This is a genomic window from Roseateles sp. GW821-FHT09B06 (assembly GCF_059418245.1).
The window spans coordinates 1-26,958 of the sequence record NZ_JBWKPM010000014.1 but is presented as its reverse complement, the minus strand read 5'-3'; the positions used below and the strand labels follow the sequence as shown (position 1 = coordinate 26,958).

25 protein-coding genes and 1 tRNA gene are annotated in these 26,958 nt (G+C 69.2%); 15 read left to right on the top strand and 11 right to left on the bottom strand.

From position 1 onward, the window contains the following. The first annotated feature begins 104 nt into the window (after window positions 1-104). Window positions 105-1,130 carry a LysR family transcriptional regulator gene (locus tag AC07OQ_RS13765; protein WP_495053691.1) on the top strand — a complete coding sequence of 342 codons (1,026 nt, stop codon included), beginning with the start codon at window positions 105-107 and terminating at the stop codon, window positions 1,128-1,130. 198 nt (window positions 1,131-1,328) lie between these two features. On the opposite strand, the gene AC07OQ_RS13760 is transcribed toward AC07OQ_RS13765, so the two are convergent. The 3 genes from AC07OQ_RS13760 to AC07OQ_RS13750 all read right to left on the bottom strand — a co-directional run bounded on the left by AC07OQ_RS13760 (window position 1,329) and on the right by AC07OQ_RS13750 (window position 3,643). After that, entirely contained in the window at window positions 1,329-1,844 is a 516-nt protein-coding gene (locus AC07OQ_RS13760; protein WP_495053690.1) for a GNAT family N-acetyltransferase, read from the bottom strand. Window positions 1,845-1,996: 152 nt separating this feature from the next. Continuing rightward, the gene (locus tag AC07OQ_RS13755) at window positions 1,997-2,155 is read right to left on the bottom strand and encodes a hypothetical protein (RefSeq protein ID WP_495053689.1); all 159 of its coding nucleotides are present in this window, start codon (window positions 2,153-2,155) and stop codon (window positions 1,997-1,999) included. 147 nt (window positions 2,156-2,302) lie between these two features. After that, window positions 2,303-3,643, bottom strand: a complete 1,341-nt coding sequence (locus AC07OQ_RS13750; protein ID WP_495053688.1) for a vanadium-dependent haloperoxidase — start codon at window positions 3,641-3,643, stop codon at window positions 2,303-2,305. A gap of 168 nt (window positions 3,644-3,811) precedes the next feature. Between AC07OQ_RS13750 and dbpA the strand changes: the two genes are divergently transcribed. The 4 genes from dbpA (at window position 3,812) to AC07OQ_RS13730 (ending at window position 7,388) form a co-directional block, all read left to right on the top strand. Then, a complete protein-coding gene (gene dbpA, locus AC07OQ_RS13745; protein ID WP_495053687.1) occupies window positions 3,812-5,230 on the top strand; it encodes an ATP-dependent RNA helicase DbpA in 1,419 nt (472 codons plus the stop codon). 128 nt (window positions 5,231-5,358) lie between these two features. After that, window positions 5,359-5,577, top strand: a complete 219-nt coding sequence (locus tag AC07OQ_RS13740) for a hypothetical protein (protein ID WP_495053686.1) — start codon at window positions 5,359-5,361, stop codon at window positions 5,575-5,577. A 48-nt stretch (window positions 5,578-5,625) separates the two neighbouring features. After that, a complete protein-coding gene (locus AC07OQ_RS13735) occupies window positions 5,626-6,750 on the top strand; it encodes a M48 family metallopeptidase (protein ID WP_495053685.1) in 1,125 nt (374 codons plus the stop codon). Between the two features lie 14 nt (window positions 6,751-6,764). Beyond that, the gene (locus AC07OQ_RS13730; RefSeq protein WP_495053684.1) at window positions 6,765-7,388 is read left to right on the top strand and encodes a hypothetical protein; all 624 of its coding nucleotides are present in this window, start codon (window positions 6,765-6,767) and stop codon (window positions 7,386-7,388) included. A gap of 39 nt (window positions 7,389-7,427) precedes the next feature. Here AC07OQ_RS13730 and AC07OQ_RS13725 read toward each other — a convergent pair whose 3' ends face one another. Both AC07OQ_RS13725 and AC07OQ_RS13720 read right to left on the bottom strand, forming a co-directional pair. Beyond that, the gene (locus AC07OQ_RS13725; RefSeq protein ID WP_495053683.1) at window positions 7,428-9,239 is read right to left on the bottom strand and encodes a glutamine--tRNA ligase/YqeY domain fusion protein; all 1,812 of its coding nucleotides are present in this window, start codon (window positions 9,237-9,239) and stop codon (window positions 7,428-7,430) included. Between the two features lie 131 nt (window positions 9,240-9,370). Further along, complete coding sequence (locus AC07OQ_RS13720; protein WP_495053682.1) at window positions 9,371-10,414, bottom strand: RNA methyltransferase; 1,044 nt, start codon at window positions 10,412-10,414, stop codon at window positions 9,371-9,373. Between the two features lie 102 nt (window positions 10,415-10,516). Here AC07OQ_RS13720 and scpC point away from each other — a divergent pair, with 102 nt between their 5' ends. The 5 genes from scpC (at window position 10,517) to ispF (ending at window position 15,072) form a co-directional block, all read left to right on the top strand. After that, complete coding sequence (scpC, locus tag AC07OQ_RS13715; protein ID WP_495053681.1) at window positions 10,517-12,046, top strand: succinyl-CoA:acetate CoA-transferase ScpC; 1,530 nt, start codon at window positions 10,517-10,519, stop codon at window positions 12,044-12,046. Further along, window positions 12,043-12,990, top strand: coding sequence for a bestrophin family protein (locus AC07OQ_RS13710; RefSeq protein ID WP_495053680.1), 948 nt, complete (start codon window positions 12,043-12,045; stop codon window positions 12,988-12,990). The genes scpC and AC07OQ_RS13710 overlap by 4 nt, the downstream gene beginning before the upstream one ends. A gap of 126 nt (window positions 12,991-13,116) precedes the next feature. Beyond that, window positions 13,117-13,821: a 2-C-methyl-D-erythritol 4-phosphate cytidylyltransferase gene (ispD, locus tag AC07OQ_RS13705; RefSeq protein ID WP_495053679.1), complete on the top strand. Its 705-nt coding sequence runs from the start codon at window positions 13,117-13,119 to the stop codon at window positions 13,819-13,821. A 10-nt stretch (window positions 13,822-13,831) separates the two neighbouring features. Continuing rightward, window positions 13,832-14,578, top strand: coding sequence for a type I methionyl aminopeptidase (map, locus tag AC07OQ_RS13700; RefSeq protein WP_495053678.1), 747 nt, complete (start codon window positions 13,832-13,834; stop codon window positions 14,576-14,578). 14 nt (window positions 14,579-14,592) lie between these two features. Beyond that, window positions 14,593-15,072, top strand: a complete 480-nt coding sequence (gene ispF, locus AC07OQ_RS13695) for a 2-C-methyl-D-erythritol 2,4-cyclodiphosphate synthase (RefSeq protein ID WP_495053677.1) — start codon at window positions 14,593-14,595, stop codon at window positions 15,070-15,072. Between the two features lie 39 nt (window positions 15,073-15,111). Here the strand turns inward: ispF and AC07OQ_RS13690 are convergent, their stop codons facing one another. Together AC07OQ_RS13690 and ompR are read right to left on the bottom strand one after the other, a co-directional pair. After that, window positions 15,112-16,434: an ATP-binding protein gene (locus tag AC07OQ_RS13690; RefSeq protein WP_495053676.1), complete on the bottom strand. Its 1,323-nt coding sequence runs from the start codon at window positions 16,432-16,434 to the stop codon at window positions 15,112-15,114. Next, on the bottom strand, window positions 16,434-17,168 hold the full coding sequence (gene ompR / locus AC07OQ_RS13685; protein ID WP_495053675.1) for an osmolarity response regulator transcription factor OmpR: 735 nt from the start codon (window positions 17,166-17,168) through the stop codon (window positions 16,434-16,436). The genes AC07OQ_RS13690 and ompR overlap by 1 nt, the downstream gene beginning before the upstream one ends. A 154-nt stretch (window positions 17,169-17,322) precedes the next feature. Here ompR and AC07OQ_RS13680 point away from each other — a divergent pair, with 154 nt between their 5' ends. Continuing rightward, a complete protein-coding gene (locus AC07OQ_RS13680; RefSeq protein WP_495053674.1) occupies window positions 17,323-18,036 on the top strand; it encodes an SIMPL domain-containing protein in 714 nt (237 codons plus the stop codon). 165 nt (window positions 18,037-18,201) lie between these two features. Here AC07OQ_RS13680 and AC07OQ_RS13675 read toward each other — a convergent pair whose 3' ends face one another. Beyond that, window positions 18,202-18,972: a 3-hydroxybutyrate dehydrogenase gene (locus AC07OQ_RS13675; RefSeq protein WP_495053774.1), complete on the bottom strand. Its 771-nt coding sequence runs from the start codon at window positions 18,970-18,972 to the stop codon at window positions 18,202-18,204. Window positions 18,973-19,021: 49 nt separating this feature from the next. On the opposite strand from AC07OQ_RS13675, the gene AC07OQ_RS13670 reads away from it, so the two are divergent. From AC07OQ_RS13670 to AC07OQ_RS13655, 4 genes are all read left to right on the top strand, one after another. Continuing rightward, on the top strand, window positions 19,022-19,885 hold the full coding sequence (locus tag AC07OQ_RS13670) for an alpha/beta fold hydrolase (RefSeq protein WP_495053673.1): 864 nt from the start codon (window positions 19,022-19,024) through the stop codon (window positions 19,883-19,885). Between the two features lie 16 nt (window positions 19,886-19,901). Continuing rightward, on the top strand, window positions 19,902-22,154 hold the full coding sequence (locus AC07OQ_RS13665; protein WP_495053672.1) for a RelA/SpoT family protein: 2,253 nt from the start codon (window positions 19,902-19,904) through the stop codon (window positions 22,152-22,154). Window positions 22,155-22,236: 82 nt separating this feature from the next. Next, a tRNA-Val gene (locus AC07OQ_RS13660) sits at window positions 22,237-22,313 on the top strand. 152 nt (window positions 22,314-22,465) lie between these two features. Then, on the top strand, window positions 22,466-23,389 hold the full coding sequence (locus tag AC07OQ_RS13655; protein ID WP_495053671.1) for an amino acid ABC transporter substrate-binding protein: 924 nt from the start codon (window positions 22,466-22,468) through the stop codon (window positions 23,387-23,389). A gap of 3 nt (window positions 23,390-23,392) precedes the next feature. Here the strand turns inward: AC07OQ_RS13655 and AC07OQ_RS13650 are convergent, their stop codons facing one another. The 3 genes from AC07OQ_RS13650 to AC07OQ_RS13640 form a co-directional block, all read right to left on the bottom strand. Then, window positions 23,393-24,733: a sigma-54-dependent transcriptional regulator gene (locus tag AC07OQ_RS13650; protein ID WP_495053670.1), complete on the bottom strand. Its 1,341-nt coding sequence runs from the start codon at window positions 24,731-24,733 to the stop codon at window positions 23,393-23,395. Beyond that, window positions 24,726-26,603: a sensor histidine kinase gene (locus AC07OQ_RS13645; protein WP_495053669.1), complete on the bottom strand. Its 1,878-nt coding sequence runs from the start codon at window positions 26,601-26,603 to the stop codon at window positions 24,726-24,728. The genes AC07OQ_RS13650 and AC07OQ_RS13645 overlap by 8 nt, the downstream gene beginning before the upstream one ends. A gap of 60 nt (window positions 26,604-26,663) precedes the next feature. After that, window positions 26,664-26,958 (bottom strand): hypothetical protein (locus AC07OQ_RS13640; protein WP_495053668.1); only part of this gene is annotated, 295 nt, incomplete at its 5' end.

The following is a 26,958-nucleotide window of genomic DNA, read 5'->3' as shown; positions in this document are numbered from 1 at the left end:
GCTTTTACTGGCGACGTGCTGCCGCGTCGCACAGAGTGGCGGGCTCGCCGGGATCCACCGCCATCGTCCCCCGGGCGTGACTGCCACTTCCGCGAAGCTGCCTCATGAACGACCTTCCCTTCTCCGCTTCGCCGCCGCGCGCCAGCCCGGCACGCTCCGATCCGCTGGCCTCCAGCTTCGCCACCACCTATGCCGGCGTGATCGCCTTCATCGCCGTTGTGGCGGAGGGCAGCTTCGCCCGAGCCGCCGAGCGCCTGGGCATCGGCCGCTCGGCGGTCAGCCGCAGCGTGCAGCGGCTCGAGGACCAGTTGTCGGCGCGATTGTTCGTACGCACCACGCGCAGCACGTCGCTAACGCGTGAGGGCGAACTCTTTCACGCCCGTTGCCGTGCCGGGGTCGACCACATCGTCCAGGCCGTCGAGGAGATGCGTGACCTGCGCGACGGCCCGCCGCGCGGCCACCTGCGCATCAACGCGTCGGTAGGCTTCGGGCGCCGGGTCGTTGCCCCGCTGTTGAACGAGTTCCAGCGGGATCAACCCGAGGTCACGATCGAACTGCTGCTGAACGACAGGGCTCCGGACTTCGTCGCCGACCGGATCGATATTGCGTTCCGCAACGGCCTCCTCGAGGATACCCAGACGATCGCCAAGCATGTCGTGCCCATGCAGACGCTGGTCTGCGCCTCGACCGAATACGCGCGCACGCGCGGGCTGCCGGCCACGATCGACGATCTTGCCCTGCACCCTTGCGTCAAGTACAGGCACGCATCAGGGCGGGTGGTCGACTGGGAATTCCTGGTGGATGGCCAATCGAGGCGGTTCGCGCCGTGCGGCATTCTGACTTGCAACGATGCCGAGCTCGTGCTGCGCGCCGTCCTCAGCGGCCGCGGCCTGGCGCAGTTGCCGGACTACATGGTCTGCGAGGGCCTGCGCAGCGGCGAGCTCGTCGCCTGCCTGTCGCAGTATGCGCCGAGAGGCACCGGCCATTACATCTGCTTCCAGAGCCGGCAACATCTGCCGTCCCGCGTGCGTGTCTTCATCGACTACATGACCATCCGCATCCGGGCGCTGGACCTGCAGTGCCGGGTGGCGACGGAATCGGTGCCCGCTGCGGTGCGGGAGGCGGCCTAGGAGCGGCTAACCAAACAGAGCCGCAAGGGCCGAGCGCAGATGATGCAACAAGCCAAGCTGAGCAAGGCGACGTGAGTCGAGGCACCGCGCTCGAATCGAATGCGCAGCTTGCCGAATCCCGCGAACCGGGCATTCCAGCGCTCCTGCCGTCGTTGAGCAGCGAGGCAAGCTGGCGAGCCGGACCGCCCTGTCCGTTGCCTACGCCGGCCGCCACATGACCCACTCGTCCGCCGCCCTGCCGCGGGCCGGGCCGAGCGCCTCGTCGGCGCGCTCGAAGCCGAGCCGCAGCAGCAGTCGCTGCGAGCGCTGGTTGGCTTGCTTCAGCGTTGCGCTCAACAGCCGTACACGATAGATCCCAAGCAGCTCGGCCAGCATCGCCCGCACCGCCTCCTGCGCCAGTCCCCGGCCCCAGTAGCGGCTGTTCAGCTCGTAGGCGATGGCGGCATGGCCGTCCGCGAAGATCGTGGCCTGTACATAGCCGATGGCCGCGCCGCCGGCGCGCAGCCGTGCCACCCAGTTGAGCCATTGCTCCCGGCCGTCCGGTGAGCGCCGCGCCTGCTGCCGCCGGTAGCGCGCGGCCAGCGCCTCGACCGAGGCCGGCGGCGCATTCTCGTACTCGTAGATGGCCGGATCGGCGAGCACCGCGAACATCTCGGCGGCATGGGTCTCAAGCTGGGGTTCCAGCGTGAGCCGCGGTGTCGTCAAGATCCTCATCGGCCGCGGTGCGAGGTGTCCATCGGCGTTCGGTCAGTCTGCCGCGCGGGCTGGACCATTCAATCGCCCGCCTGCCGGGGCGGGACGAAGAAGACGGGGTGGCGATGATGGATGCATGCAGGGCAGTGTAGGGTGAGGTACGTGATGCCCGGTTAGATCTTTGCCATCGTCAGGAAGTCCAGCAGGCTGCTGCCGCCCAAGGTGGCGAAGGGCAGCAGCAGGGCGGCGGGCAGGGCCAGCAGCAGCAGGCGGCGACGCTTGTGGTGCCGCTGCGGCAGCGGAAGGTCTTGGGCGGAGGCGCCGCGGATCATGGCCGCTCTATCCGCAAGCCCCGTGCCGGTCCGCGACGGCGATCTGGCAGTAGAAGAATCAAGGGCTTGCAGGCTTCCGCTCGGCCCGGGACGGTGTCCGCGGGCAGTCCGGACAGGCCTCCGGACAGCCGCGGACGCTGCCCCGCTTCAGTCGAGCGCCTGGAAATGCTGCTTCAGCAGCCATTTCGCGACGGCCTTGCCCTGCTCGGCCCCGGCATCCACCGAGTTGCGGAAATGCATGCCGCCCCAGACCCGCGCGTCGCGGATCTCGTGCACCAGATCGTCGGTGCGTGCATAGCGCTGCGTCGTGCCCGTTGCGGTGCTGCTGAACTCGAACGTGACGTTCTTGCTGCCGTAGAAGCTGCGCACCACCTCCATCACCGAGCCGCTGGCGCAGCCATGGGCGGCCGGGTACTCGGGGTGGTTGGGCGTCGGCAGCACGGGCGTCCAGGCCGGGTCGGGCTCGGTCGCCGCATTGCCGTCGGTGTCGGCGAGGCGGATCGCGCTGCTCGGGCGCCAGAAGCCATGGTGGTACTTGGACTCGAAGCAGGCGCCGATCGCATCGCTCTGGGCGGTCAGGAGCATCGCCAGCAGCCTGGCGTTGTCGGCCAGCCCTTCGTTGGCGGTGGCGAACTGGCGCAGATTGCGGGGCCAGAAGGCGTCGGGAAACTCGGTGTGGAAGCGCGCGATCCCGGTCTGCGTCTCGCTGCGCCGGGCGCTGCCGGCGCTGCCCATCGCCTTCACCTCGTCGAAATCGGCGACATAGGCGGCGCTGTCCAGCCCGTAGGGCGGCGGCGCGCGGAACTGCGCATGGCTGCGGGTCGTGAAGGGGCGGATCAGGGGCAGGCTGCGGTTGACCGGGTTGAGGCCGCGGAACTGGCCCGGCTCGGCGCCCGGCACAAAGGGCGGCAGCGGGGTTTCGCGGCCGTCGTCGGCGCGCAGCGCCAGCATGCCGTCCGCGACCTCCTGGCCGATGGTCATGCCCAGGTGCTTGGCCGCACCGTCCGGCAGCGCGCCGATGGCGCCGGCATAGGCCGCCTCGTAGCGCTCGCCGCGGCTCGGGAACAGGGCCTTCAGCACCCGGTAGGCGGCCTCGATCGCCGCCGCCTCCATGGCCAGCGGTTCGGCGCCCCGTCCCGGCGTGGCGGGCCGGATCGCATAGGGCTGGTGAGTGCCGGCGATCGCGATGACCGCGTCGTACACCGCCAGCTGCACGGTGACGACATCCACCCCCCGCGGCATGCGCTCGGAGGGCGTGGCCCCGCTGGGCGAGGCAGGCATCAGCATCGTGTTGACGGCGATCTCGTTCCAGATCGACACGGCGTTCGGCCCCTTCGAGTCGATGACGATGCTTGCGTTGGCCGCGAGCGCCTGCGCCCGTGGCGGCGCTGCGTCGTCGCCGCCGCCGCAGGCGGCCAGCAGGCAGGCCGCGCCGATCAGGGACGACAGCGGGGCGGGGAGGGGCCGGCGTGATCCTTCCTTCTTCATCTTGAACTCCCGACTCATCCATGGTGCCGGGGCCGGAGTGGCTCCTGAGAGCGCCATGCGCAGAAGTATTCGGCGATGCGGCCGGAGATTGAAAGGTGACGCCGTCCCTCAACCGGTGGACAAGTCGCGGGGATCGGCCGGCCCGGTGGGGCCTGGGATAATCCGGCGATGAATGACAAGCTCTCCTTCGCCCAGCTCACGCTGAGCCCGGCCCTGCAGGCCAATCTCGCCCAGCTGGGCTATGCGCAGATGACGCCGATCCAGGCGGCCAGCCTGCCGCTGGCGCTGCAGGGCCGCGACCTGATCGCCCAGGCCCAGACCGGCAGCGGCAAGACGGCGGCCTTCGCGCTCTCGCTGCTGCACCGGCTGGACGCCGCGCGCATGGACGTGCAGGCCCTGGTGCTGTGCCCGACGCGCGAGTTGGCCGACCAGGTGACGCAGGAGATCCGCCGCCTGGCGCGCGCGGCCGACAACATCAAGGTGCTGACCCTCACCGGCGGTGCGCCGATGCGGCCGCAGATGGAAAGCCTGCAGTACGGCGCGCATATCGTGGTCGGCACGCCGGGCCGGCTGATGGACCATCTGGAGCGCGGCACCTTGGCGCTGGGCGCGCTGAACACCCTGGTGCTGGACGAGGCCGACCGCATGCTGGACATGGGCTTCTACGACGACATCGCCAAGGTGGCCAGGCAATGCCCGAAGCAGCGCCAGACCCTGCTGTTCTCGGCCACCTATCCGGAGGGCATCGCCGAGCTGGCCAAGCAGTTCATGCGCGAGCCGGCCGAGATCAAGCTGCAGGCCGCGGCCAATGCCGTGCAGGCGCCGGCGCAGATCCGCCAGCTGGCCTTCGAGATCGGCGAGGGCGAGCGCCTGCATGCCGTCTCGACCCTGCTGCTGCATTTCCGTCCGGCCAGCACGATCGCCTTCTGCAACACCAAGCAGCAATGCCGCGACCTGGTGGACGTGCTGACGGCCCAGGGCTTTGCCGCGCTGGCCCTGCACGGCGACCTGGAGCAGCGCGAGCGCGATCAGGTGCTGATCCAGTTCGCCAACGGCAGCTGCTCGGTACTGGTGGCCACCGACGTGGCGGCGCGCGGCCTGGACATCGCGCAGCTGGAATGCGTGATCAATGTGGACATGAGCCAGGACGCCGAGGCCCATGTGCACCGCATCGGCCGCACCGGCCGCGCCGGTGCCGAGGGCCTGGCCCTGAGCCTGGCCAGCCTGGACGAGATGGGCCGGGTGGGCCGCATCGAGCAGCTCTTGGGCCGCGAGTTCCAGTGGCAGGCGCTGGACATGCTGACGCCCGCCGCCGGCGGCAAGGCCTTGCAGCCGGCGATGGACACGCTGCAGATCCTGGGCGGGCGCAAGGACAAGATCCGCGCCGGCGACATCCTGGGCGCGCTGACCGGCGAGGCCGGCTTCGAGTCTGCCGACATCGGCAAGATCAACATCACCGACTTCCACAGCTATGTGGCGGTGCGGCGCGAGCTGGCGCGCGAGGTGGTCAAGCGCCTCTCGAACGGCAAACTCAAGGGCCGCAAGGTGAAGGTGCGGCGCATGGCGGACCTGGCCGAACTGGACTGAGCGCGGCGTGAACTAATGCAGCCCCTGTCCCCAAAGAGAGGGAAGGCGAAAGCAGCTTGCGTACTATTCACGTGCGCCGGGCGCCGGGGCGCCTAGGCTCGGATCAGAGCTTTCAGGAACCCGTCGCCATGAACACCGCCCCCGCCCCCCTGCTGCATGCCCGCCACTTCGAGCTGCGTTTTCAGTCCCTGTTCGACGCCGGCAAGGCCCTGGCCTTTCCCTGCGATGCCCGGGGCCAGGTGCAGATGGACCAGCTGAGCGAACGCGCGCTGGACAACTACCTGTTCGCCCGCGCGGTGGTGGGGCGCGAGTACGCGACGCCGGAACTGCGCGAGACGGACGACTGAGGACGAATGCAGCGAGCCGCAAGACGGCGCTGCCTCCATACCCCTCATTTGAAACGCCGCGACTGGTTGCTCGCGCTGGGCGCGGGCTGCGCGCATTGCGTGGGCTGGGCTCAGACCAACTGGGCCGCACCGGCACGTTTCTCCAAACCCGACCTGAGCTCGGACGAGGGCGGTCTCTGGGCATTGATGGACCGCGAGGAGACGCGGCTGCGGCGCAGCCCTTTCATGCTCCGCGATGCGCCGCTGCGCGACTATCTGCAGAGCATCGTCGCCAAACTCGCCGGCGAACATGCGGTCGACATCCGCGTCTATCCGGTGCGCACGCCCTTTTTCAACGCCAGCATGGCGCCCAACGGCATGATGCAGGTCTGGAGCGGTCTGCTGCTGCGGGTGGACAACGAAGCGCAACTGGCCGCGGTGCTGGGGCATGAGATCGGGCATTACCTGCAGCGCCATTCGTTGGAGCGGCTGCGTGACATGAAGGCACGCAGCGCCTTTGGCATGTTTATCGGCATGTTCGGCGTTGTCGGCCTGGTCGGCCAGATGGCGGCGCTGGCCGGCGCCTTCGGCTTTTCGCGAGAGCATGAACGCGAGGCCGATGCCATTGGTCTGCAACTGATGCGCCAGGCTGGCTATGACACGCGCGAGGCGAGCAAGATCTGGGAGAACCTGCGCGCCGAGGCGGCTGCGGCCCATGACCCGGCCAAGGGCAGCCCGATGTTCGCCACCCATCCGGCTTCGGAGGAGCGCAGCGCGACGCTGAGCCGGCTGGCCGAGGCCGACAACGGCGGCTTCCTGGGCACGACGGAACTGGACGGCCGTCTGGCGGGCCTGCAGCAGCTGATGCTGGAGGACGAACTGCGGCGCGGCCAGCATGGCGAGACCCTGGTGTTGCTCGACCGGCTGGTGGGGCGTTCGCCCCAGCGCGCCGATCTGCTGTACTTCCGCGGCGAGACGCGCCGCCTGCGCGCCGCCTCTGGCGACGGCGATCTGGCGCTGCGTGATTTCGAGCAGGCCCTGGGCCTTGGCCAGGAGCCGCCGGAACTGCACCGGGCGCTGGGCTATCTCTACCAGGGGCGCGACCAGGCGGCGCAGGCCCGCGAGGCCTTCGCGCGTTATATCGAGCGGGTACCGCAGGCTGCGGATGCCGCCATGATCAAGAGTTTTCTGTGAGGGCAGGACAAGTGATGAAGAACCAGACGATGACGAACAAGACCTCCCGCCGTGGCGCGCTGGGCCTGCGCCTGGCGGCGTTGACTTTGGCCGCCGTGCTGGCTGGCTGCGCGGCGGTCAGCAAGGTTGCCACCGGCGATGCGGTCGTCGGCAACCGCATGGCCCTGAAGCTGGACACCGCCTGGAATCAGTTCGAACGCGGTTTCGGCAACAACGTGCCGACCTGGACGGTCGAAGGGGTGACGGTCGATGCGCTGCAGTTCTATGTGGGCATCAAGGATGGCCAGCCGATCGCGCAGCTGCCCAATGGGGCCAAGAGCCAGAAGCCGCTGAACTTCAGGACCGCAATGCAGCCGGCCGAGATCGTGGCCCTGTACGAGGCCATGCTGACGCGCGACGGCTCCAGTTTCCAGCTGGACAAGCTGGAACCGACCGACTTCCTCGGCGGCAAGGGCTTCCGTTTCGAATACTCGCTGAACCGCAAGGTCGACGACGTGCCGTTGCGCGGCCTGGCCTATGGCGCGGTGCGCAACGGCGAGCTGTTCGTGATCCACTACAGCGCGCCGCGCCTGGTGTTTTTCCCGCGCTACCAGTCTCGCGTCGAGACCCTGGTGCGCAGCGCCCAGCTGCGCGGCTGACGCTGTTGGGGGCGCCCTTTCGGGCGCCGTTGCCAGGGCTTATTTGCCCCAGCCGTCCTTCAGCCCGGTGATCTTGTTGAACACCGGCTTGTCGGCCCGGTGGTCCACCGCGTCGGCGATGAAATAGCCGTGGCGCTCGAACTGGAAATGCGTGCCGGCGGCCGCGTTCGCCAGCGACGGTTCCAGCCAGGCCTGCACGGTCTTGCAGCTGTTCGGGTTGATCTCGCTGAGGAAGTCGGCCTCGCCGGCGCCCGGCTGCGGCACGCTGAACAGGCGGTCGTACAGGCGCACCTCGGCGGCCACCGCGTCGTGCGCGCCGACCCAGGTGATCACGCCCTTGACCTTGACCGCGTCGGCGCCCGGCGTGCCGCTCTTGGTGTCGGGCACGACCTGGGCCAGCACCGCGGTGATATTGCCCCGCTCATCCTTCTCGCAGCCGGTGCACTCGACCACATAGCCGTACTTCAGGCGCGTCTTGTTGCCGGGGAACAGGCGGTGGTAGCCCTTGGTCGGCACCTCCATGAAGTCCTCGCGCTCGACCCACAGCTCGGGGCCGAAGGAGAAGCTGCGTTGGCCCAGCTCGGGCAGGTGCGGATGGGCCGGGGCCGAGCAGGGCTCGCGGTGCTCCAGCGAACCGAAAACCTCGGCGAAATTGCCGATCTTCAGCTTCAGCGGCTCCAGCACCACGCTGGCGCGTGCCGCCTTGCCTTCCAGGTCGGCGCGCAGGCAGCCGTCCAGCACCGAGTAGTCCAGCCAGCTGTTGGCCTTGGTGGTGCCGGAGCCTTCCACCATCGCGCGGATGCTCGCGGGCGTGTAGCCGCGCCGGCGCATGCCGACCAGGGTGGGCATGCGCGGATCGTCCCAGCCCGACACATGGCCTTCCTCGACCAGCTGGCGCAGCTTGCGCTTGCTGGTGACCACATAGCTCAGGTTCAGGCGGCCGAACTCGTACTGGTGCGGCAGCGGGCGGGCCAAGAGGCCGCCGTCGGCCAGGTGCTCCAGCAGCCAGTCGTAGAAGGGCCGCTGGTCCTCGAACTCCAGGGTGCAGATCGAGTGGGTGATGCGCTCCAGCGCGTCCTCGATCGGATGCGCATAGGTGTACATCGGGTAGATGCACCAGCGGTCGCCGGTGTTGTGGTGGGTGGCGCGGCGGATGCGGTAGAGGGCCGGGTCGCGCAGATTGATATTGGGCGCGGCCATGTCGATCTTGGCGCGCAGCACCATCGCGCCGTCCGGATGCTTGCCGTCGCGCATCTCGCGGAAGCGCGCGAGGTTCTCCGCCGGCGTGCGGTCGCGGAACGGGCTGTTGCTGCCCGGGTTGGTGAAGTCGCCGCGGTTGGCGCGCATCTGCTCGGGTGTCTGCTCGTCCACATAGGCGTCACCGGCCGAGATCAGGTGCTCGGCCGCGCGGTACATGAAGTCGAAGTAGTCGCTGGCGTAGAACAGGTGCGAGGTGGTCCTACCGTCGGACTGGGCGTCCCAGCTCCAGCCCAGCCAGGCCACCATCTCCTTGATCGCGTCGACATACTCCTGCTCTTCCTTTTCCGGGTTGGTGTCGTCGAAGCGCAGATGGCAGATGCCGCCGTAGTCGCGCGCCAGGCCGAAGTTCAGGCAGATGCTCTTGGCATGGCCGATATGCAGATAGCCGTTCGGCTCGGGCGGGAAGCGGGTGCGGATCCTGGCCGGGTCCAGCGCTCCGGCGCCATGGTGGGCCGCGTCGCCCGGGCTGCCCGCGAAGCGGCGCTCCCCCTGCAACTGGCCCTGGCCCTGTTCCTGCCCCTCCAGGTCGCGCTCGATGATGGCGCGCAGGAAGTTGTGGGGCTTGTGGCTGTCTTCGGGGGCGTGGGACATCGCGTGCGTTGTCTGATTGAGGGAAGGCGGCGATTTTACGGGGGGCTACCGACGCGCGCTCGGGGCAGGCCGGAGTATCCGGCGCAAAAAGCGGCGCAAAAGGGCTTTCGGCGGCGCGCCGGGCGGCGGGCTCAGGCCGGTTTGATGGCGACGGTGCGGCGCATGGCCGGCCTTTCGGCGCGCGCGCGCAGCTGGCCGCAGCCGCCGTCCACGTCCTGGCCGGCCGAGTCGCGCAGCTTGGTCAGCACGCCGCGCTGGTGCAGGCGCCGCGCGATGTCGCGGGCCTTGTCCCAGCCGGGCCGCACATAGGGCAGCTCGGGCACGCTGTTGTAGGGAATCATGTTCAGCACGCCGTACTTGCCCTTCAGCAGGGCGACGATGCCGTCCAGCTCGTCCTCGCCGTCGTTGATGCCGTCCAGCAGGGTCCATTGGTACTGGACGGGATAGCCGGTGGCGCGCGCATAGCGCTCGCCGGCCGCGACCAGCTCGGCCGGCGTCAGCCGCGGTGCGCGCGGCAGCAACTGCTCGCGCAGCCCGGGCTTGCTGGTGTGCAGCGACAGGGCCAGCGCCGGCTTCACCGGACCCGAGTCCGGTCCCTGCAGGCGCTCGAACACGCGCGGGTCGCCCACGGTGGAGAACACCAGGTTCTTGTGGCCGATATTGCCCAGCGTGCCCAGCAGCTCGATGGCTTCCATCACATGCTCGAGGTTGTGGGCCGGCTCGCCCATGCCCATGAACACGACCTTCTTGACGGCGCGCTGGCCGCGCGCCAGCGCCACCTGGGCCACGATCTCGGCGCTCGTCACCTGGCGCACGAGGCCATCGCGCCCGGTCATGCAGAAGCGGCAGCCGACCGCGCAGCCCACCTGGCTGGAGACGCACAGCCCGTCGCGCGGCAGCAGCACGCTTTCCACCATCTGGCCGTCGGCCAGGTCCACCAGCAGCCGCGCCGAGCCGTCCTCGGCCGGATGGGCCGAGCGCAGCCGTGCCAGGCCCTGCAGCTGGGCCATCAGCCCCGGCAGGGCCTCGCGCACCGCCAGCGGCAGGAAATCCTCCAGCGCGCGCCGGCCCTGGCTCAGCGGGATCGCCTGCACCCAGTGGCGCAGCACCCGCTGCTGATGGGCGGGCTTGGCGCCGAGGGCGCTCAGGCGCTGCTGGAGATCTTGGAGCTGCATGCGAAGAATGGGCGAGGAGTGGAGGCCATTGTCGGTGTTAACCCTAGGTTCGGGCTATGCTGCATGGTTTGCGTCTTGCCCTCGATTGTCCAGGAGTTGCCGATGTCAGCCGTCTCCCGTATCCACCATGAGGGCCTGCGCAGGCGCCTGATGTCGGCCGAGGCGGCCGCCGAGCTGATCCCGGCGGGGGCTCATGTGGGCATGAGCGGCTTCACCGGCGCAGGTTATCCCAAGGCCGTGCCGCAGGCGCTGGCGGCGCGCATCGCGCGCCTGAACGCACAGGGCCAGGGCTTTCGCATCGGCTTGTGGACCGGCGCCTCCACCGCGCCGGAGCTGGACGGCGCCCTGGCCAAGGTGAACGGCGTCGAGCTGCGCATGCCCTACCAGTCGGACCCGACCAGCCGCGCGCTGATCAACGACGGCAGGATGGAGTACACCGACATCCACCTCAGCCATGTGGCCCAGTATGTCTGGTTCGGCTTCTTCGGCAAGCTGGACGTGGCGGTGATCGAGGTGGCCGGCATCCTGCCGGACGGGCGCCTGATTCCGTCCACCTCGGTGGGCAACAACAAGACCTGGCTGGACCAGGCCGACCAGATCATCCTCGAGGTCAATGGCCAGATGCCCGCGGGCCTGGAGGGCATGCACGACATCTACTACGGCACCCAGCTGCCGCCGCATCGCGTGCCGATCCCGCTGATCCGGCCCGACGACCGCATCGGCGAACCCTATCTGCGCTGCGACCCGGACAAGGTGATCGCGGTGGTGGAAACCGCCCAGGGCGACCGCAATTCGACGTTCGCCGCGCCCGATGCGGTGTCGCAGGCGATCGCCGGCCACATCATCGACTTCCTGCAGCACGAGGTGCAGCGCGGCCGCCTGGGCCCGGAGCTGCTGCCGCTGCAATCGGGCGTGGGCAATATCGCCAATGCCGTGCTGGCCGGGCTGAACGACGGGCCCTTCGAGCGCCTGAGTGCCTACACCGAGGTGCTGCAGGACGGCATGCTGGACATGCTGGTCAGCGGCAAGCTGGCCAGCGCCTCGGCCACGGCCCTCTCGCTGAGCCCCGCGGCGGCGGCGCGTTTCGAGCGCGAGATCGAGTTCTTCCGCCAGCGCATCGTGCTGCGCCCGCAGGAGATCAGCAACCACCCGGAGCTGATCCGCCGCCTGGGCCTGATCGCGATGAACGCGATGATCGAGGTGGACCTCTACGGCAACGTCAACTCCACCCATGTGATGGGCTCCAGCATCATGAACGGCATCGGCGGCTCGGGCGATTTCGCGCGCAATGCCTACTTGTCGATCTTCATGACGCCCTCGACCGCCAAGGACGGCAAGATCTCCTGCCTCGTGCCGATGGCCTCGCATGTGGACCACACCGAGCATGACGTGCAGATCGTCGTCACCGAGCAGGGCCTGGCCGATCTGCGCGGCCTCTCGCCGAAGGAGCGTGCCGTGCTGCTGATCGAGCGCTGTGCCCATCCGGACTACCGGCCCGCCCTGCGCGACTATTTCGAGCGCGCGCGCCGCGGCGCGCCGGGCCAGCACACGCCGCATCTGCTGGACGAGGCCCTCGGCTGGCATACGCGCTATCTGCGCGAGGGCCGCATGCTGCCGACGAGCGCATCATGATCGTGCGCGAGCGGCCCTCCGGGCTGCGCCTGTTCTTCCTGCTGCGCGGCTCGATCCTGAAGCAGATCCGCTGGACGCTGCTGGCCAATGTCGCGGTGGCGGTGCTGGTGACCTGGACCCATGGCGCGCCGCTGTTCCACCAGAAGATCGTCGTCACCACGATTCCCTTCACGCTGATGGGCCTGCCGCTGGCCATCTTCCTGGGCTTCCGCAACAGCGCCTGCTACGACCGCTACTGGGAGGCCCGCAAGCTCTGGGGCGACCTGCTGCTGCGCGCGCGCAACCTGGCGCGTCAGGTGCTGAGCCTGGTCGAGGCGCCGGCGCCGCCGGCGGGGCCGCGCGATCCGGAAGACCTGCGGGTGCGCATGGTGCTGCGTGCCGTGGCCTTCTGCCAGGCGCTGAAGCACCAGCTGCGCGGCAGCGCCGATACCGCCGGCGAGGTGAGGGCGCTGCTGCGCCCGGCCGAATGGCAAGCCCTGGCCCCGGCCGCCAACCCCTCGGCGGCGCTGATGATGACGATGGGCGCCGACCTGGCGCAATGCCGCCGCGACGGCCGGCTGGACAGCGTGCTGACGGCCCAGATCGACAACACCCTGTCGGCGATGACCGCGGCGGCCGCGGCCTGCGAACGCATCAAGAGTTCGCCGCTGCCCTTTTCCTACACCCTGCTGCTGCACCGCACCGCCTATCTCTACTGCTTCCTGCTGCCCTTCGGCCTGGTCGATGCGATCGGCTTCATGACGCCCTTTGTCGTGGCCATCGTGGCCTACACCTTCTTCGGCCTGGATGCGCTGGGCGACGAGATCGAGGAGCCCTTCGGCCTGGAGCCGAACGACCTGCCGCTGGACGCGATCTGCCGCACGATCGAAATCGACCTGCGCCAGGCGCTGGGCGACACCGAGCTGCCGCCGCCGCTGAAGCCGGTCGACTATTGCTTGATGTGATCCACCCCCTACGCGCTGCGCGCGCCCCCTCGAGAGGGCAAGGCCGGCAGCCCGGCGAGGCCGGATCTGCGGCCTTCGCGCGGTCCGGCTCATCGTGCGCGGAGAGGCACTCCCTACAATCAAGCCATGAGTGACTATGCAATGGGCCTGCAGCCGCGCTGCTACGCCCTGGTGCCCGCGGCCGGCGTCGGCGCGCGTTCGGGCGCCGCGATTCCCAAGCAATATGTGGCGCTGGCGGGCCGGGCCATGATGGCCCACACGCTGGACGCGCTGGCCCGGGTGCCGGGTCTTGCCGGCACCCTGGTGGTGCTGTCACCCGAGGACGACCAGTTCGAGGCCGCGGTGCCGGGCTTCGACGCCGGCTGGGTGGCGCGCAGCGGCGGCGCCACGCGCGCCGACACGGTGGCCAGCGGCCTGCGCGAGCTGCAGGCGCGGGGCGCGCAGGCGCATGACTGGGTGCTGGTGCATGATGCCGCGCGCTGCCTGCTGCGGCCCGAATGGGTGCAGCAGCTGATCGCGGCCTGCGCCGACGACGAGGTCGGTGGCCTGCTGGCCCTGCCGGTGGCCGACACGCTGAAGCAGGGCAGCCATGGCCGCGTGATGTGCACGGTGGACCGCGCCGGCAAATGGGCCGCCCAGACGCCGCAGATGTTCCGCCTGGGCCTGCTGCAGCCGGCGCTGGCGGGCGCCGCCGAGGCCGTGACCGACGAGGCCAGCGCCATCGAGGCGCTGGGCCACCAGCCGCTGCTGGTGGAAGCGCCGCTGGAGAATTTCAAGGTGACCTGGCCGGCCGATTTCGCGCTGGCCGAGCGCCTGCTGACGAACCGATGAGGAAGCTGAAATGACTGTAGAAAGCGATGCCGACATCGCCGGCCTGAAGGCCGCCGGACATGCCGTGTCCGGCGTGCTGAACCGCATGCTGGACGCGATCCGCCCCGGCATGACGACGCGCGAGCTCGACGAGATGGGCGCGCGCTGGCTGGCCGAGTTCGGCGCGAAATCGGCGCCGGCCATCAGCTACAACTTTCCGGGCGCCACCTGCATCAGCATCAACGAGGAAACCGCCCACGGCATCCCCGGCGGGCGCGTGATCGCCAAGGGCGATGTGGTCAACGTCGACGTGTCGGCCGAGCTGGGCGGCTACTACGCCGACACCGGCGGCACCCGCATCGTGCCGCCCGCCACGCCCACCAAGACCCAGCTGGTGTTCGCGGCGCGCTATGCGCTGGAGCAGGCGCTCAAGGAGGTGCGCGACGGCGCGCGCATGAACCGCATCGGCCACGCGATCGAGCGCGTGGCCAGGTCGCACCGCTTCAAGATCATCGAGAACCTGTGCAGCCATGGCGTGGGCCGCTCGCTGCATGAGGAGCCCGAGTACATCCCCGGCTACTACGACGCGCGCGACACCCGGGTGCTGAAGGCCGGCATGGTGATCACGATCGAGCCCTTCCTGTCGACCAAGAGCACGCAGGTGGAGGAGCAGGCCGATGGCTGGACCCTGGCCGGCGTCAAGGGCAATCTGTCGGCCCAGTTCGAGCACACCCTGATCGTCACCCACGGCGCGCCCCTCGTCGTGACCCGGCATTGATGAAGGCGCCCGCGATGAAGCTGCGTATTGGAGAAGGCTGGGACACGCACCAGCTCGTCACGGGCCGGCCGCTGGTGCTGGGCGGCGTCACGATCCCGCACACGCATGGTCTGCTGGGCCATTCGGACGCCGACGCCCTGGCCCATGCGATCACCGACGCGCTGCTGGGCGCGGCGGCGCTGGGCGATATCGGCAAGCTGTTTCCCGACACTGCGGCCGAATTCAAGGGCGCCGATTCGATGCGCCTGCTCGCCGAGGCCTACCGCAAGGTGCGCGAGGCGGGCTGGCAGCTCGTCAACATCGACTCGACGATCGTGGCCCAGGCCCCGAAGATGGCGCCCCATATCCCGGCCATGCGCGCGCGCCTGGCCGAGGTGCTGGGCGTCGATGCGGGCCAGATCAATGTGAAGGCCAAGACGGCCGAGAAGATGGGCCCGGTGGGCGAGGGCCGGGCCATCGAGGCCCGCGCCGTCGCGCTGCTCAGCGCCGCCTGAGCCCGCGGCGCCCCGGGATCCGGCCTTGCCGGCCGGCGTTCAGCTGGCCTTCTGCAGGCGGATCATCGTCACGAAGCCGCCGCCCTCGGCATTCGCCAGCTTGAGCTGGCCGCCGATGCGCTGGATCGATTTCTCGACGATCGCCAGCCCCAGGCCCGCGCCGGTGGCGGCGGTGCGCGCCGCATCGCCGCGGAAGAAGGGCGTGGTCAGGCGCGCCAGCTTGTCCGGCGGCACGCCCGGGCCGTGGTCGCGCAGTTTCAGCTGCACCCAGGTACCCTGCACCTCGGCCGAGACCTCCACCCAGGCGGCCTCGTCCGGGCCATGGCCGTAGCGGCGCGCATTCTCGAAGATGTTCAGCAGCACCCGGCCCAGCTCGGTCTCGTCGGCCCAGATGCGCAGCTGGCTGCTCAGCTGCAGGCTGATGCGCAACTGGCTGGGGTCGCGGAAGGCCTGCGCCTCGCGCTCCACCAGTTCGCTCAGGTTCAGCGGCTGCAGCTGCAGCTCGCTGGGCCTGGCGTAGTCCATGAACTTGTTGATGATGGCATCGAGCTGGTCGATGTCCTGCGCCATGTACTGGCGCGCCAGCTCATCGTTGACGCTCATCTCGGCCTCCAGGCGCAGGCGCGCCAGCGGCGTGCGCAGGTCGTGGCTGATGCCGGCCAGCATCACCGTGCGGTCTTCCTCCATCTTGGCCAGCTCGCGGGCCATGCGGTTGAAGCCCATATTGACCTCGCGGATCTCGCTGGTGCGGGTGCTCTCGTCAAGGCGCGAGTCGTACTCGCCGTCGCGGATGCGGCCGGCCGCGTCGGCCAGCTCGCGCAGCGGCTGGTTGATCAGGCGCGCGATCGTGGCCGAACCCAGGACCGTGGCCACCAGCGCGATCGCGATCCACCACCAGTTGCTGCTGAGCTGGATGGACAGCGGGGCCGGGCTGGTGCGCAGCCAGTAGGCGTCGCGGTCGATGCCGAAGCGCACCCACAGGCCGGGCTCGCCATTGACGCTGCGTGCCACCACCGTGTCCGGCCCCAGGCGGCTGCGCAGCTCGGCCGCGAGTCGCTTGGAGAAGGGGTCGTCCTCGTAGGCCAGCCAGCGGTCGTGCAGTTCGGCCACCCGCACCTGTACCGTCTCGGTGCTGGACAGCGAGCTGATCACCGCGACGCGGCCGATCGCATCGGCATTGGCCAGCGCCGCGCGGCTCAGGTTCACCAGGCCGGCCAGCTGCTGCGCGCTTTCCAGCGCGCGCGGCTCGGCCTCCAGGGCCTTGAAGGTCTGCTGCCAAGCCAGCACTGCACCCACCAGCAGCAGCGCCAGCAGGGCAAAGGTGCGCCAGAACAGGTTCAGCGCAAGCTGTGGCCTCGACATCAGCTCACGTCATCGGGCACGAAGACGTAGCCGACGCCCCAAACCGTCTGGATGAAGCGGGGCTGGGCCGGATCGGCTTCCAGCAGCTTGCGCAGGCGCGAGATCTGCACGTCCAGGCTGCGGTCGAAGGGTTCGAACTCGCGGCCACGCGCCAGTTGGGCCAGCTTGTCGCGCGACAGCGGCTGGCGCGGGTGGCGCACCAGGGCCTTCAGCATCGAGAACTCGCCGGTGGTCAGCGGCAGGGCCTCGCCGTTCTTCGACAGCCGGCGCATCGCCAGATCGAACTCGAAGGGGCCGAAGGTGACGGTCATCGGCTCCTTGGAGGGCGCGCCGGGCGCCTCCATCGCCGGGCGGCGGCGCAGCACGGCATTGATGCGGGCCAGCAGCTCGCGCGGGTTGAAGGGCTTGGCGAGATAGTCGTCGGCGCCGACCTCCAGGCCGACGATGCGGTCCACTTCCTCGACCTTGGCGGTCAGCATGATGATGGGCGTGTTGTCGTTGGCGGCGCGCAGGCGCCGGCAGATCGACAGGCCGTCCTCGCCGGGCAGCATCAGATCCAGCACCAGCAGATCCACGGTCTCGCGGGTCAGTTGCTTGTTCAAGGCCTTGCCATCCTCGGCCAGCAGGACTTCGAAGCCTTCCTGGGTCAAATAGCGGCGCAGCAGATCGCGGATGCGGGCGTCGTCGTCGACCACCAGAACGCGATTGGGCCGGGTGTTGCTAGAGCTGTTCATGGCCATTCCTGAATATGTAACAGCGGCATTTTGCAGGGGTTTGGGCCGCTGTTACATGTTCCGACCTTGGGATTGTGAATGGATGTTTCGTCGTCAACGGTCTGCCGCGGCCAGACGCTAAGCTGGTGCCGCTTTGATATTTAACGGGAGAACCATGAAGCGAATCGAGACTTTTGTTGCCCTGGCCTTGCTTGGTGCCGCCTCCGCGGCCCAGGCGCAGTCCCCGCGTCAGGACGCGCTGAACCTCAGCGCGACCGCAAGCCGGGAGGTGACGCGCGACGTGCTGGGCGTGGTGTTCTCCACCACGCGCGAGGGCAGCGATGCGGCCCTGGTGCAGGCGCAGCTGAAGCAGGCCCTGGACGCCGCGCTGGCCGAGGCGCGCAAGATTGCCAAGCCCGGGCAGGTGGAGGTGCAGACCGGCAATTTCTCGCTCTATCCGCGCTATTCCAGCAAACCGGGCGCGCCGAATGCGATCACCGGTTGGCAGGGCACGGCCGAGCTGCTGGTGGAAGGCAAGGACACGGCCGCGATCGCCCAGCTGACCGGGCGCATCGGCAGCCTGAGCATCGCCCGGGTCGGCTACAGCCTGTCGCGCGAGGCGCGCGAGAAGATCGAGGGCGAGGTGGTGACGCAGGCCATCGCACGCTACCGGGCGCGCGCCGGTGACTATGCGCGCCAATTCGGCTTCAGCGGCTACCAGATCGGCGAGGTCAGCGTGAACACGGCCGATTCCGGCCCGACGCCGATGGCCGCGCCGATGCTGCGCATGAAGTCCGCCGGGATGGCCGCCGACGAGGCCCTGCCGGTGGAGGCCGGCAAGGCGACGGTCAGCGTGACGGTCAACGGCGTGGTCGTGATGACCAAATGAGGCCCCTCGCTCGACGGGTACGTCGAGCGATCCCCCGAGGGGAGCGAAGGGCGCGGCTCTGGGCTGGCCTGCGCCAGCCCGGACGCCTGGAGCGGCCGCCGCGTCTCGCGGTGGCCGCGGGCCGGCTTGGGGCGGCCCGGCGCTCGGCCCGCTGTCGCTGATTGGCTACTGCGCGGTCCAGCCGCCGTCCAGGCTCCAGGCCTGGCCGCGCACATTGCTGGCGGCGTCCGAGCACAGGAACACGCTCAGCTCGCCCAACTGCTCGGGGGTGGTGAACTGCAGCGAGGGCTGCTTCTCGGCCAGCAGCTGCTTCTTGGCCTCCGCGTCGCTGATGCCGGCGGCGGCCGCGCGCGCGTCCACCTGCTTCTGTACCAGCGGGGTCAGCACCCAGCCGGGGCAGATCGCGTTGACCGTCACGCCGGTGGTGGCGGTCTCCAGCGCCACCGTCTTGGTGAAGCCGACGATGCCATGCTTGGCCGCCACATAGGCCGACTTCTCGGCCGAGGCCACCAGGCCGTGCACCGAGGCGATGTTCAGCACCCGGCCCCAGCCCTTTTGCTTCATGCCCGGCAGTGCCAGGCGGGTGGTGTGGAAGGCCGAGCTGAGGTTGATGGCGATGATGGCGTCCCAGCGCTCCACCGGGAACTGGTCCACCGGCGCCACATGCTGGATGCCGGCGTTGTTGACCAGGATGTCGCAGCCGCCGAAATCCTGTTCGATATAGGCCATCATGGCCTCGATCTCGGCGGGCTTGCTCATGTCGGCCGCGTGGTAGCCGACCTTTACCCCCAGCGCGGCCACCTCGGCCTTCGGCCCTTCGGCATCGCCGAAGCCGTTCAACACGATGTTGGCGCCCTGGCGCGCCAGCGAGAGGGCGATGCCCAGACCGATGCCGCTGGTGGAGCCGGTGACCAGGGCGGTCTTGCCTTTCAACAACATGTCAGATCCTCGAGGGTTGTTAGGATGGGTGTAGAGGATACAAACAATGTCTGAACCGCGGCTGAATCATGTGCAATGCCTGAGCACCTCGGGCCTGCATCGCATGGCCTATTGGGAGTGGGGCGAGCGCGCCAACCCGCGCGTGCTGGTGTGCGTGCACGGCCTGACGCGCCAGGGGCGCGATTTCGACGCGCTGGCCCGGGCGCTGAGCGCACGCTACCGTGTGGTCTGCCCGGACGTGATGGGGCGCGGCCGTTCCGACTGGCGGCCCGAGCCTTCGCTTTACCAGGTGCCGGTCTATGTGGCGGACATGGTGACCCTGCTGGCGCGCCTGGACGTGGAGAAGGTCGACTGGGTCGGCACCTCGATGGGCGGCCTGATCGGCCTGGGCCTGGCGGCGCTGCCGAACAGCCCGATCGCGCGCCTGGTCCTGAACGACGTGGGACCGGCCATCGAGTACGCGGCCCTGCAGCGCATCGGCGGCTACCTGGGCCGGCGCATGGTGTTCGGCGACATGGCCGAGGGCGCCGCGCATCTGCGCGAGATTTCCGCCGGCTTCGGCCCGCACAGCGAGGCGGACTGGCTGGCGCTGTCCCGGCCGATGTTCAAGCCCGCAGATGGGCAGGGCGTGCGCCTGCACTACGACCCGGCCATCGCCGTGCCCTTCGGCGTCGTGACGCCGGCGCTGGCCGAGGCCGGCGAGGCGGCGCTCTGGCGGGGCTACGACGCCTTGCGCTGCCCGACCTTGCTGCTGCGCGGGGCCGAGTCCGACCTGCTGTCGCACGCGACGGCCACGGCGATGACGCAGCGCGGCCCGCGCGCCGTGCTGCATGAGTTTGTCGGCGTGGGCCATGCACCCACCCTGGTGTCCGCGGAACAGATCGAGGTCGTGCGGCAATTTCTGAAGTAGCGCTGGTGGCGGAGTCATGAAGACAGGATTGCCCCTGGGGGGCGAACAGGCGGCGGCCATCGTGGCCCTGGCCGACAAGGACCTTGCCGATGGCGCGGCGGATCTGGCGGCGGTGGCGCGCGCGCGCGCCTTTGCCGAACCGCTGCTGTCGGGTCAGCCGCTGGACACCGGCGAGGAGGCCCTGGCCCATGCCGACGGCGTGGCCGCGATCCTGGCCGGCATCGGCGCGGCGCCGGCCATGCAGGCCGCGTCCTACCTGGTCTACGCGGGCGACTACCTGAACAAGCCCGAGGAGATCGTCGCCAAGGCCTTCGGCGACAGCTATGCCAGCCTGGTGACGCACACGCGCAAGCTGGTGCAGATCCAGCGCGCGGCGCGCGAGGCCCAGGCCCTGGCCGAGACCTCCGGCAAGGCCGATGCCGAGCAGCGCCAGCAGCAGACCGAGCGGGTGCGCAAGATGCTGCTGGCGTTCTCGCGCGATCTGCGGGTGGTGCTGCTGCGCCTGGCCTCGCGCCTGCAGACCCTGCGCTTCTTCGCCGCCAGCAAGACCGCCTGCCCGCGCGCGGTGGCGGCCGAGTCGCAGCAGGTGTTCGCACCGCTGGCGAACCGCCTGGGCATCTGGCAGATCAAGTGGGAACTGGAGGACCTGTCCTTCCGCTTCCTGCGGCCCGAGGCCTACAAGGAGCTGGCGCGCGCGCTGGACGAGAAGCGCCTGGAGCGCGAGCAGCGCGTCGAGGCGGCGCGCGCGGCGCTGGAGGCCGACCTGGCCGCCCATGGCTTGCAGGCCGAGGTGCAGGGGCGGCCCAAGCATCTCTACAGCATCTGGAAGAAGATGCAGGGCAAGGGCCTGTCCCTGGACAAGGTCTTCGACCTGCGCGCCCTGCGTGTCATCGTGCCCGAGGTGGCGGACTGCTACGCCTGCTTAAGCCGTCTGCATGAGCTCTACGTACCGGTGGCCGGCGAGTTCGACGACTACATCGCCCGCCCCAAGCCCAATGGCTACCAGAGCCTGCACACCGTGGTGCTGGGCCCGGACGAAAGGACCATGGAAGTGCAGATCCGCACGCGCGCGATGCACGAGCATGCTGAGCATGGCGTGGCCGCGCACTGGGCCTACAAGGAGGCCGGGGCGCGCGGCTATGCCGGCGTGGTGGCCGCGGGCGATTTCGAGGAGCAGGTGGCGGCCGCGCGCAAGGCCGTGCTGCGCCAGCTGCTGGCCTGGGAGCGTGATTTCGCGGCGGGCGAGGACATGGTCTTCGACGACCGCATCTATGTCTTCACGCCGCAGGCCACCGTGGTCGAGCTGTGCAAGGACGCCACGCCGATCGACTTCGCCTATAGCCTGCACACAGACCTAGGCCACCGCTGCCGCGGCGCCAAGGTCGACGGCCAGATGGTGCCGCTGAACACCCGGCTGAAGAACGGCCAGACGGTCGAGGTGATCGCGCTGAAGGAGGGCGGCCCTTCGCTGGACTGGCTGAACGCCGAGCTCGGCTATCTGCAGAGCCAGCGCGCGCGCGCCAAGGTGCGCGCCTGGTTCAACGCCCAGGTGCAGGCGCAGACCATCGCCAAGGGGCGCGAGCTGGTCGAGAAGCTGCTGCAGCGCGAGGGCAAGACCGCCATCAAGCTGGAGGATCTGGCCGCTCGCCTGGGCTTCAAGAATGCGGACGCGCTGTTCGAGGTGGTGGGCAAGGACGAGTACTCGCTGCGCAACATCGAGAACCTGTTGCGACCGCCCGCACCCGAGCCGGACAGCGACGAGCTGCTGGCGCAGCGCCGCACCAAGAGCGCGAGCGGCACGGCGCCGCGGGGCGGCGTGCTGGTGGTGGGCGTCGATTCCTTGCTGACCAATCTGGCGCGCTGCTGCCGGCCCGCGCCGCCCGATGCGATCGGCGGCTATGTGACGCGCGGCAAGGGCGTGGCCATCCATCGCGTGGACTGCAGCAACTTCCGCGAGATGGCGCGCAGCGCGCCGGAGCGGGTGATCGCGGTGGCCTGGGGCGAGGCGCCGGGGAAGGGCGTCGCGCTCTATCCGGTCGACGTGATCGTCGAGAGCAACGACCGCCAGGGCCTGCTGCGTGACATCCTGGAAGTCTTCGCCAAGGAGAAGATGAATGTCACCGCGGTGAACACCCAGTCGGTCAAGGTCACGAAGGGCGACACCGCCTGGATGAGCTTCACCGTCGAGGTGGCCGACTCGGCGCGCCTGGCCCAGGTGCTGCGCAGCGTGGCCCAGGTCAACGGCGTGCGCGGCGCGCGGCGCAGGTGATCGCCGCCGCCGCTGTCTTCGTCGCTTCGCCAAAGAACTTGCTGGACCTCTGAAAAATGCGTGCTATACTGCGAAGCTCTTCAGGCGCGTAGCTCAGTTGGTTAGAGCACCACCTTGACATGGTGGGGGTCGTTGGTTCGAATCCAATCGCGCCTACCAAATTCGGTAGGTACCTCAGGTACACGAAAGCCCGGTGACTCGATGAGTTGCTGGGCTTTTTGCTTTCGGGTCCGCCCGGTTCGTATCGGTGAAGATGCGCATGCGGATCCGGCCGCGCTGTGGGAACAATGCGCTCGCTTCCATTCCTGCACATGCCGATGCCTCCTCGCTTTCCCGGCCGCTTTGTTGCTCTGGTGCTCGCGCTGCTGGCAGGCCTCGTGCCGCCCGTGCGGGCCGCCGACGGCCCCTCGCTGGCGCGCATCAAGGCCACCGGCGTCGTCGTGATCGGCTACCGGCCCGCCTCGCTGCCGTTCTCCTACCTCGATGCCAGGCTCAGGCCGGTCGGCTATTCGATCGAGCTGTGCGACCGCGTGATCGCGGCGCTGAAGACCTGGCTGCAGCTGCCGGAGCTGGAGGTCAAGCGCATCGCGGTCGGCTCGGCCACGCGCATGCCCCTGGTGGCCAACGGCACGCTGGACATGGAATGCGGCATCACCACCAACACCGCCGAGCGCGCGCGCAGCCAGGCCTTCTCGGTCACCACCTTCGTCACGGAAACCAAGCTGATGTCGCGCCGCGCCGACGCTTTCCAGAGCCTGGCCGAGCTGCGCGGCAAGCCGGTGGCATCGACCATCGGCACCACCAGCATCCAGTACCTGCACAGCGTCAACGGGCAGCAGGATCTCGGCTTCCGCATCATCGCGGGCCTGGACGATCCCGAGGCCTTCCATCTGCTGCAGACCGGCCGCGCGCGCGCCTTCATGATGGACGACGTACTGCTGCGCAGCCTGCTGGCCCAGCTGCCCAGTGCCGGGGACTACATGATCTCGGACCGGGCGCTGACCGTGGAGCCCTACGGCATCGGGCTGAACCGCGACGACCCCGAATTCAAGAAGCTGGTCGACGAGGTGCTGGCCGGGCTCTACCGCAGCGGCGAGATCTTCGCGATCTACAAGCGCTGGTTCGAATCGCCGATCCCTCCCAAGGGCATCAACCTGAGGATGCCGATGAGCGAGGCCTTCAAGCGCGTGATCGCGAACCCGACCGACACGCCCGACCCCGCCTTCTACCGCTGAGGCTCAACGGAACGAGTCAATGTCGATCGCGTGCCGGTGCAGCTTGTCGTAGAGCGTCTTCTTCGCGATGCCGAGCAGCTCCATCGCCGCCGGCACCTTGCCCTGGGTACGGCGCAGGGCCTGCTCGATCAGGGTCTTTTCGACCAGGTCCATCTGCCGCGCCAGGTTCAGGGCCGGCACATCGCGCAGCACGGCGGCGCTGTCCAGGTTGTCCAGCGCCAGCACGAAGCGGTCGGCGGCATTGCGGATCTCGCGCACATTGCCGGGCCAGTCATGCGCCATCAGATCGCGTAAGCGCTCGGCACTCAGCTCCGGCGCGGCGCGCTCGTAGCGCGCGCAGGCCTGGGCGACGAAATGCTGGAACAGCAGCGGGATGTCCTCGCGCCGCTCGCGCAGCGGCGGGATCTGCAGTAGCGCGACATTGAGGCGGTAGTAGAGATCGCTGCGGAACTTGCCCTGCTCGCCCAGCTCGCGCAGATCGGCCTTGCTGGCGGCGACGAAGCGCACATTGATCGGCAGCTCCTCGTTGGAGCCCAGGCGTTCGATGCGCCGCTCCTGCAGCACGCGCAGCAGCTTGATCTGCAGGCCGATCGGCATGGTCTCGATCTCGTCCAGCAGCAGGGTGCCGCCGTTGGCATGCTCGATCTTGCCGATGCGGCGCTTGGCGGCGGAGGTGAAGGAGCCGGGTTCGTGGCCGAACAGCTCGCTCTCGAACAGGGCCTCGGGCAGGCCGCCGCAATTGATCGCGACGAAGTTGCGGTCGCGCCGCGCGCTCTGGTCGTGCAGGCAGCGCGCCACCAGCTCCTTGCCGGTGCCGGTCTCGCCCAGGATCATCACGTCGGCCGAGGTGCCGGCCAGGTTCAGGATCTGGCGGCGCAGCTGCTGCATTGACGGCGAGCTGCCCAGCAGCGCCGCCTCGATGCCGTTGGCGCGCTGCAGCTGGGCGCGCAGGTCCTCGGCGGCGCAGCGCAGCAGCCGCGTGTCCAGCGCGCGGCGGGCGGTGTCGATCAGGCGTTCCGGCGCGAAGGGCTTCTCGATGAAGTCGTAGGCGCCGTCGCGCATCGCCTGCACGGCCATCGCCACGTCGCCATGGGCGGTGATCAGGATCACCGGGATGCCGGCGTCCACCGCCTGCACATGGGCCTGCAGCGCGCGGCCGTCCATGCCGGGCAGGCGTACGTCGGTGATGACGATGATCTGCGCCCCGGCGTTGATATGGGGCAGGGCCTCCTCGGCCGAGCGGCAGGGCGTGACCGTCAGGCCCGCCAGTTCCAGGGTCTGCGTCAGGCTGACCCGCACCGGCAGATCGTCCTCGACGAAGACGATGCTGTATCCCTCAAACATGCTGTGTCTCTTCCTCAACGGCTTCCCAGGTCACGACGGCCAGATCGAACTCGAAGGCCAGGCCGCGCTCCTGGCGCACGGCGCGCAGATTGCCGCCGAACTCATGCACGATTTTCGACGAGATCACCAGACCCAGGCCCAGACCCTCACCGGCCGGCTTGGTGGTGAAGAAAGGCTCGAACAGGCGCGGCAGCTGGGCCTCGTCCAGCCCCCTGCCGCTGTCGCTGACGCGCACCAGCACGCGCTCCGCCCCCTGGGGCAGGGCGTCGATGCGCAACACGCGCTCGGGCTCGCCCTGCATCGCGTCCAGCGCATTGCCCAGCAGGTTGACCAGCACCTGCTCGAGGCGGTTGCCCTCGCAACGCACGCGCAGTCCGGCGGCCACCTCCAGCTGCAGTTCCACCTGCTCCTCGCGCAGCCGGTGCTGCACCAGCAGCAGCGCATTGCGCACGGCGTCCAGCAGCGAGACCGGAGCCGTCACCAGCTCGGCGCGGCGCGCGAAGCTCTTCAGCTGGCGCGTGATCTGGCCCATGCGTTCCACCATCTGGTCGATGATGCGCAGATTGTCCGCCACCGCCTTGTGGCGGCCGCCTTCCAGCAGCAGCTGGGAATTGCGCGCCAGCGCGCGCAGCGCGGTCAGCGGCTGGTTCACCTCGTGCGAGATGCCGGCCGACATCTGGCCCAGCACCGCCAGCTTGCCGGCCTGCACCAGTTCGTCCTCGGCCTGGATGCGCTGGGCGATCTGGCGCTTCAGCTCCTGGTTGGCGCTGCGCAGCTCGGCGGTGCGCATGTCGACGACGCGCTCCAGCTGACCATGCGCCTGCTGCAGCTCGGCCTTGGCCTGGAACAGCTGGCGCAAGGCGCGCCGGCGCGAGGCCAGGTAGAGCGCCAGCAGCCCCAGGCAGGCACCGAAGGCGGCGCCGCTCCAGCCGGCGTAGCGGGCCTGGCGCCAGACCTCGCTGGGATCGGACAGCGCCACCATGCGCAGGCCCAGCGGCACCAGGCCGCGCTCCTGGGCCAGCAGCAGCGGGCCCTCGATCAGGCGTGGCTTGTCCTCCAGCGGCGGCACGCGCACCAGGCTGGCATTGGTGCCGGTCAAGAGACGCTGAGCCACGCCCACGCTGGTGAAGGGCGAGGCGGGGTAGCGACCGCTGGCGCGCAGGGCCTGGCGCTGGTCCTCGTCGCCGCTGCCCAGCACGAAATACTTCCAGTAGGGCACCGAGCTCATGATGATCACGTCCTGCTCGTCGGCCACCAGCAGGCGCTCGCCCTGAGTGCGCAGCCCCAGGTCCACCCAGGTGGCTTCCAGCGGCGCCAGGCTCAGGCGCACGACGATCACGCCGCGCAGCCGCTCCTGCTGACGCACCGGCTGCAGCAGATAGAAGTCGGTGCTGCGCCGGGCCGCGTCGCTGGCGAAGAAATGCCGCAGATCGGCGTCGATGGCCTCTCTCAGCCTGGCGGGGGCGGGGCTGGCGTCGCTCGCGGCCAGCACCTGGGCCTGGGCATCGGCCACCAGGATCTGCATGGTGCCGGCCCGCACATTGATGCGCGCCAGGTCCTGCGCCACGCGCCGGCGCAGCGCCGCATCCTGCGGCTGGCTCAGCAGCGCCAGCACCTGCTCGTCGATGGCCAGCAGGCTGGGCAGGTAGGCGTGCCGGCCCAGCTCGGCCTCCAGATTGGAGGCGTAGAGCTCCAGGCGCTCGTTGGCCAGCGCCTCCAGATGGGCCATGCCGGCGTTCTCGCTGAGGCGCTGGCCGACGAGCATGCCCAGCACCATCAGGCCGGCGGTCGCGTAGATGAAGAAGCTGGGGCGGCTCAGGCGGCGGGTCAGCCGGGCCTTGAGTGCGTCGAGGAGGAAGCGGTCGATCATGATGAATGCCGCGCAGTGTGCCCAATGTGCCGCCGCCTGTCGCGCCCGGCGGGCCGGCTTTCATGGCAATGCGGAAAGCCGCACCATCCGGCGGGGCGGAGTGTGGATTTCCGCCCTGTCGGGTGCCGATCCCTGGTGCATGGAGGTGTCATTTCGGTGAATCGCGCCGCTTTTCGGGGTCAAACCTCGGTGATTACCCGCGGAAATCCGTTTTTGGCATATCGCTTGCAAACGGTACCCACCCAGGAGACGGCCATCCGTCGCAAATTGCAGAGGGTCTATGGAAATCTTTTTCCAGCAAATCATCAATGGCTTGGTGCTGGGCAGCATGTATGCGCTGGTGGCGCTGGGGTAC

Coding starts and splice junctions, on each gene's coding strand:
- AC07OQ_RS13720 (WP_495053682.1), bottom strand. CDS start 10,414: ATGCAGCTCCAAGATCTCCAGCAGCGCCTGAGCGCCCTCGGCGCCAAG.
- AC07OQ_RS13750 (WP_495053688.1), bottom strand. CDS start 3,643: ATGAAGAAGGAAGGATCACGCCGGCCCCTCCCCGCCCCGCTGTCGTCC.
- dbpA (WP_495053687.1), top strand. CDS start 3,812: ATGAATGACAAGCTCTCCTTCGCCCAGCTCACGCTGAGCCCGGCCCTG.
- ispD (WP_495053679.1), top strand. CDS start 13,117: ATGAGTGACTATGCAATGGGCCTGCAGCCGCGCTGCTACGCCCTGGTG.
- AC07OQ_RS13710 (WP_495053680.1), top strand. CDS start 12,043: ATGATCGTGCGCGAGCGGCCCTCCGGGCTGCGCCTGTTCTTCCTGCTG.
- AC07OQ_RS13765 (WP_495053691.1), top strand. CDS start 105: ATGAACGACCTTCCCTTCTCCGCTTCGCCGCCGCGCGCCAGCCCGGCA.
- scpC (WP_495053681.1), top strand. CDS start 10,517: ATGTCAGCCGTCTCCCGTATCCACCATGAGGGCCTGCGCAGGCGCCTG.
- AC07OQ_RS13730 (WP_495053684.1), top strand. CDS start 6,765: ATGAAGAACCAGACGATGACGAACAAGACCTCCCGCCGTGGCGCGCTG.
- ispF (WP_495053677.1), top strand. CDS start 14,593: ATGAAGCTGCGTATTGGAGAAGGCTGGGACACGCACCAGCTCGTCACG.
- AC07OQ_RS13725 (WP_495053683.1), bottom strand. CDS start 9,239: ATGTCCCACGCCCCCGAAGACAGCCACAAGCCCCACAACTTCCTGCGC.
- ompR (WP_495053675.1), bottom strand. CDS start 17,168: ATGAACAGCTCTAGCAACACCCGGCCCAATCGCGTTCTGGTGGTCGAC.
- AC07OQ_RS13650 (WP_495053670.1), bottom strand. CDS start 24,733: ATGTTTGAGGGATACAGCATCGTCTTCGTCGAGGACGATCTGCCGGTG.
- AC07OQ_RS13655 (WP_495053671.1), top strand. CDS start 22,466: ATGCCGATGCCTCCTCGCTTTCCCGGCCGCTTTGTTGCTCTGGTGCTC.
- AC07OQ_RS13690 (WP_495053676.1), bottom strand. CDS start 16,434: ATGTCGAGGCCACAGCTTGCGCTGAACCTGTTCTGGCGCACCTTTGCC.
- AC07OQ_RS13680 (WP_495053674.1), top strand. CDS start 17,323: ATGAAGCGAATCGAGACTTTTGTTGCCCTGGCCTTGCTTGGTGCCGCC.
- AC07OQ_RS13645 (WP_495053669.1), bottom strand. CDS start 26,603: ATGATCGACCGCTTCCTCCTCGACGCACTCAAGGCCCGGCTGACCCGC.
- AC07OQ_RS13760 (WP_495053690.1), bottom strand. CDS start 1,844: ATGAGGATCTTGACGACACCGCGGCTCACGCTGGAACCCCAGCTTGAG.
- AC07OQ_RS13740 (WP_495053686.1), top strand. CDS start 5,359: ATGAACACCGCCCCCGCCCCCCTGCTGCATGCCCGCCACTTCGAGCTG.
- AC07OQ_RS13665 (WP_495053672.1), top strand. CDS start 19,902: ATGAAGACAGGATTGCCCCTGGGGGGCGAACAGGCGGCGGCCATCGTG.
- AC07OQ_RS13755 (WP_495053689.1), bottom strand. CDS start 2,155: ATGATCCGCGGCGCCTCCGCCCAAGACCTTCCGCTGCCGCAGCGGCAC.
- AC07OQ_RS13670 (WP_495053673.1), top strand. CDS start 19,022: ATGTCTGAACCGCGGCTGAATCATGTGCAATGCCTGAGCACCTCGGGC.
- map (WP_495053678.1), top strand. CDS start 13,832: ATGACTGTAGAAAGCGATGCCGACATCGCCGGCCTGAAGGCCGCCGGA.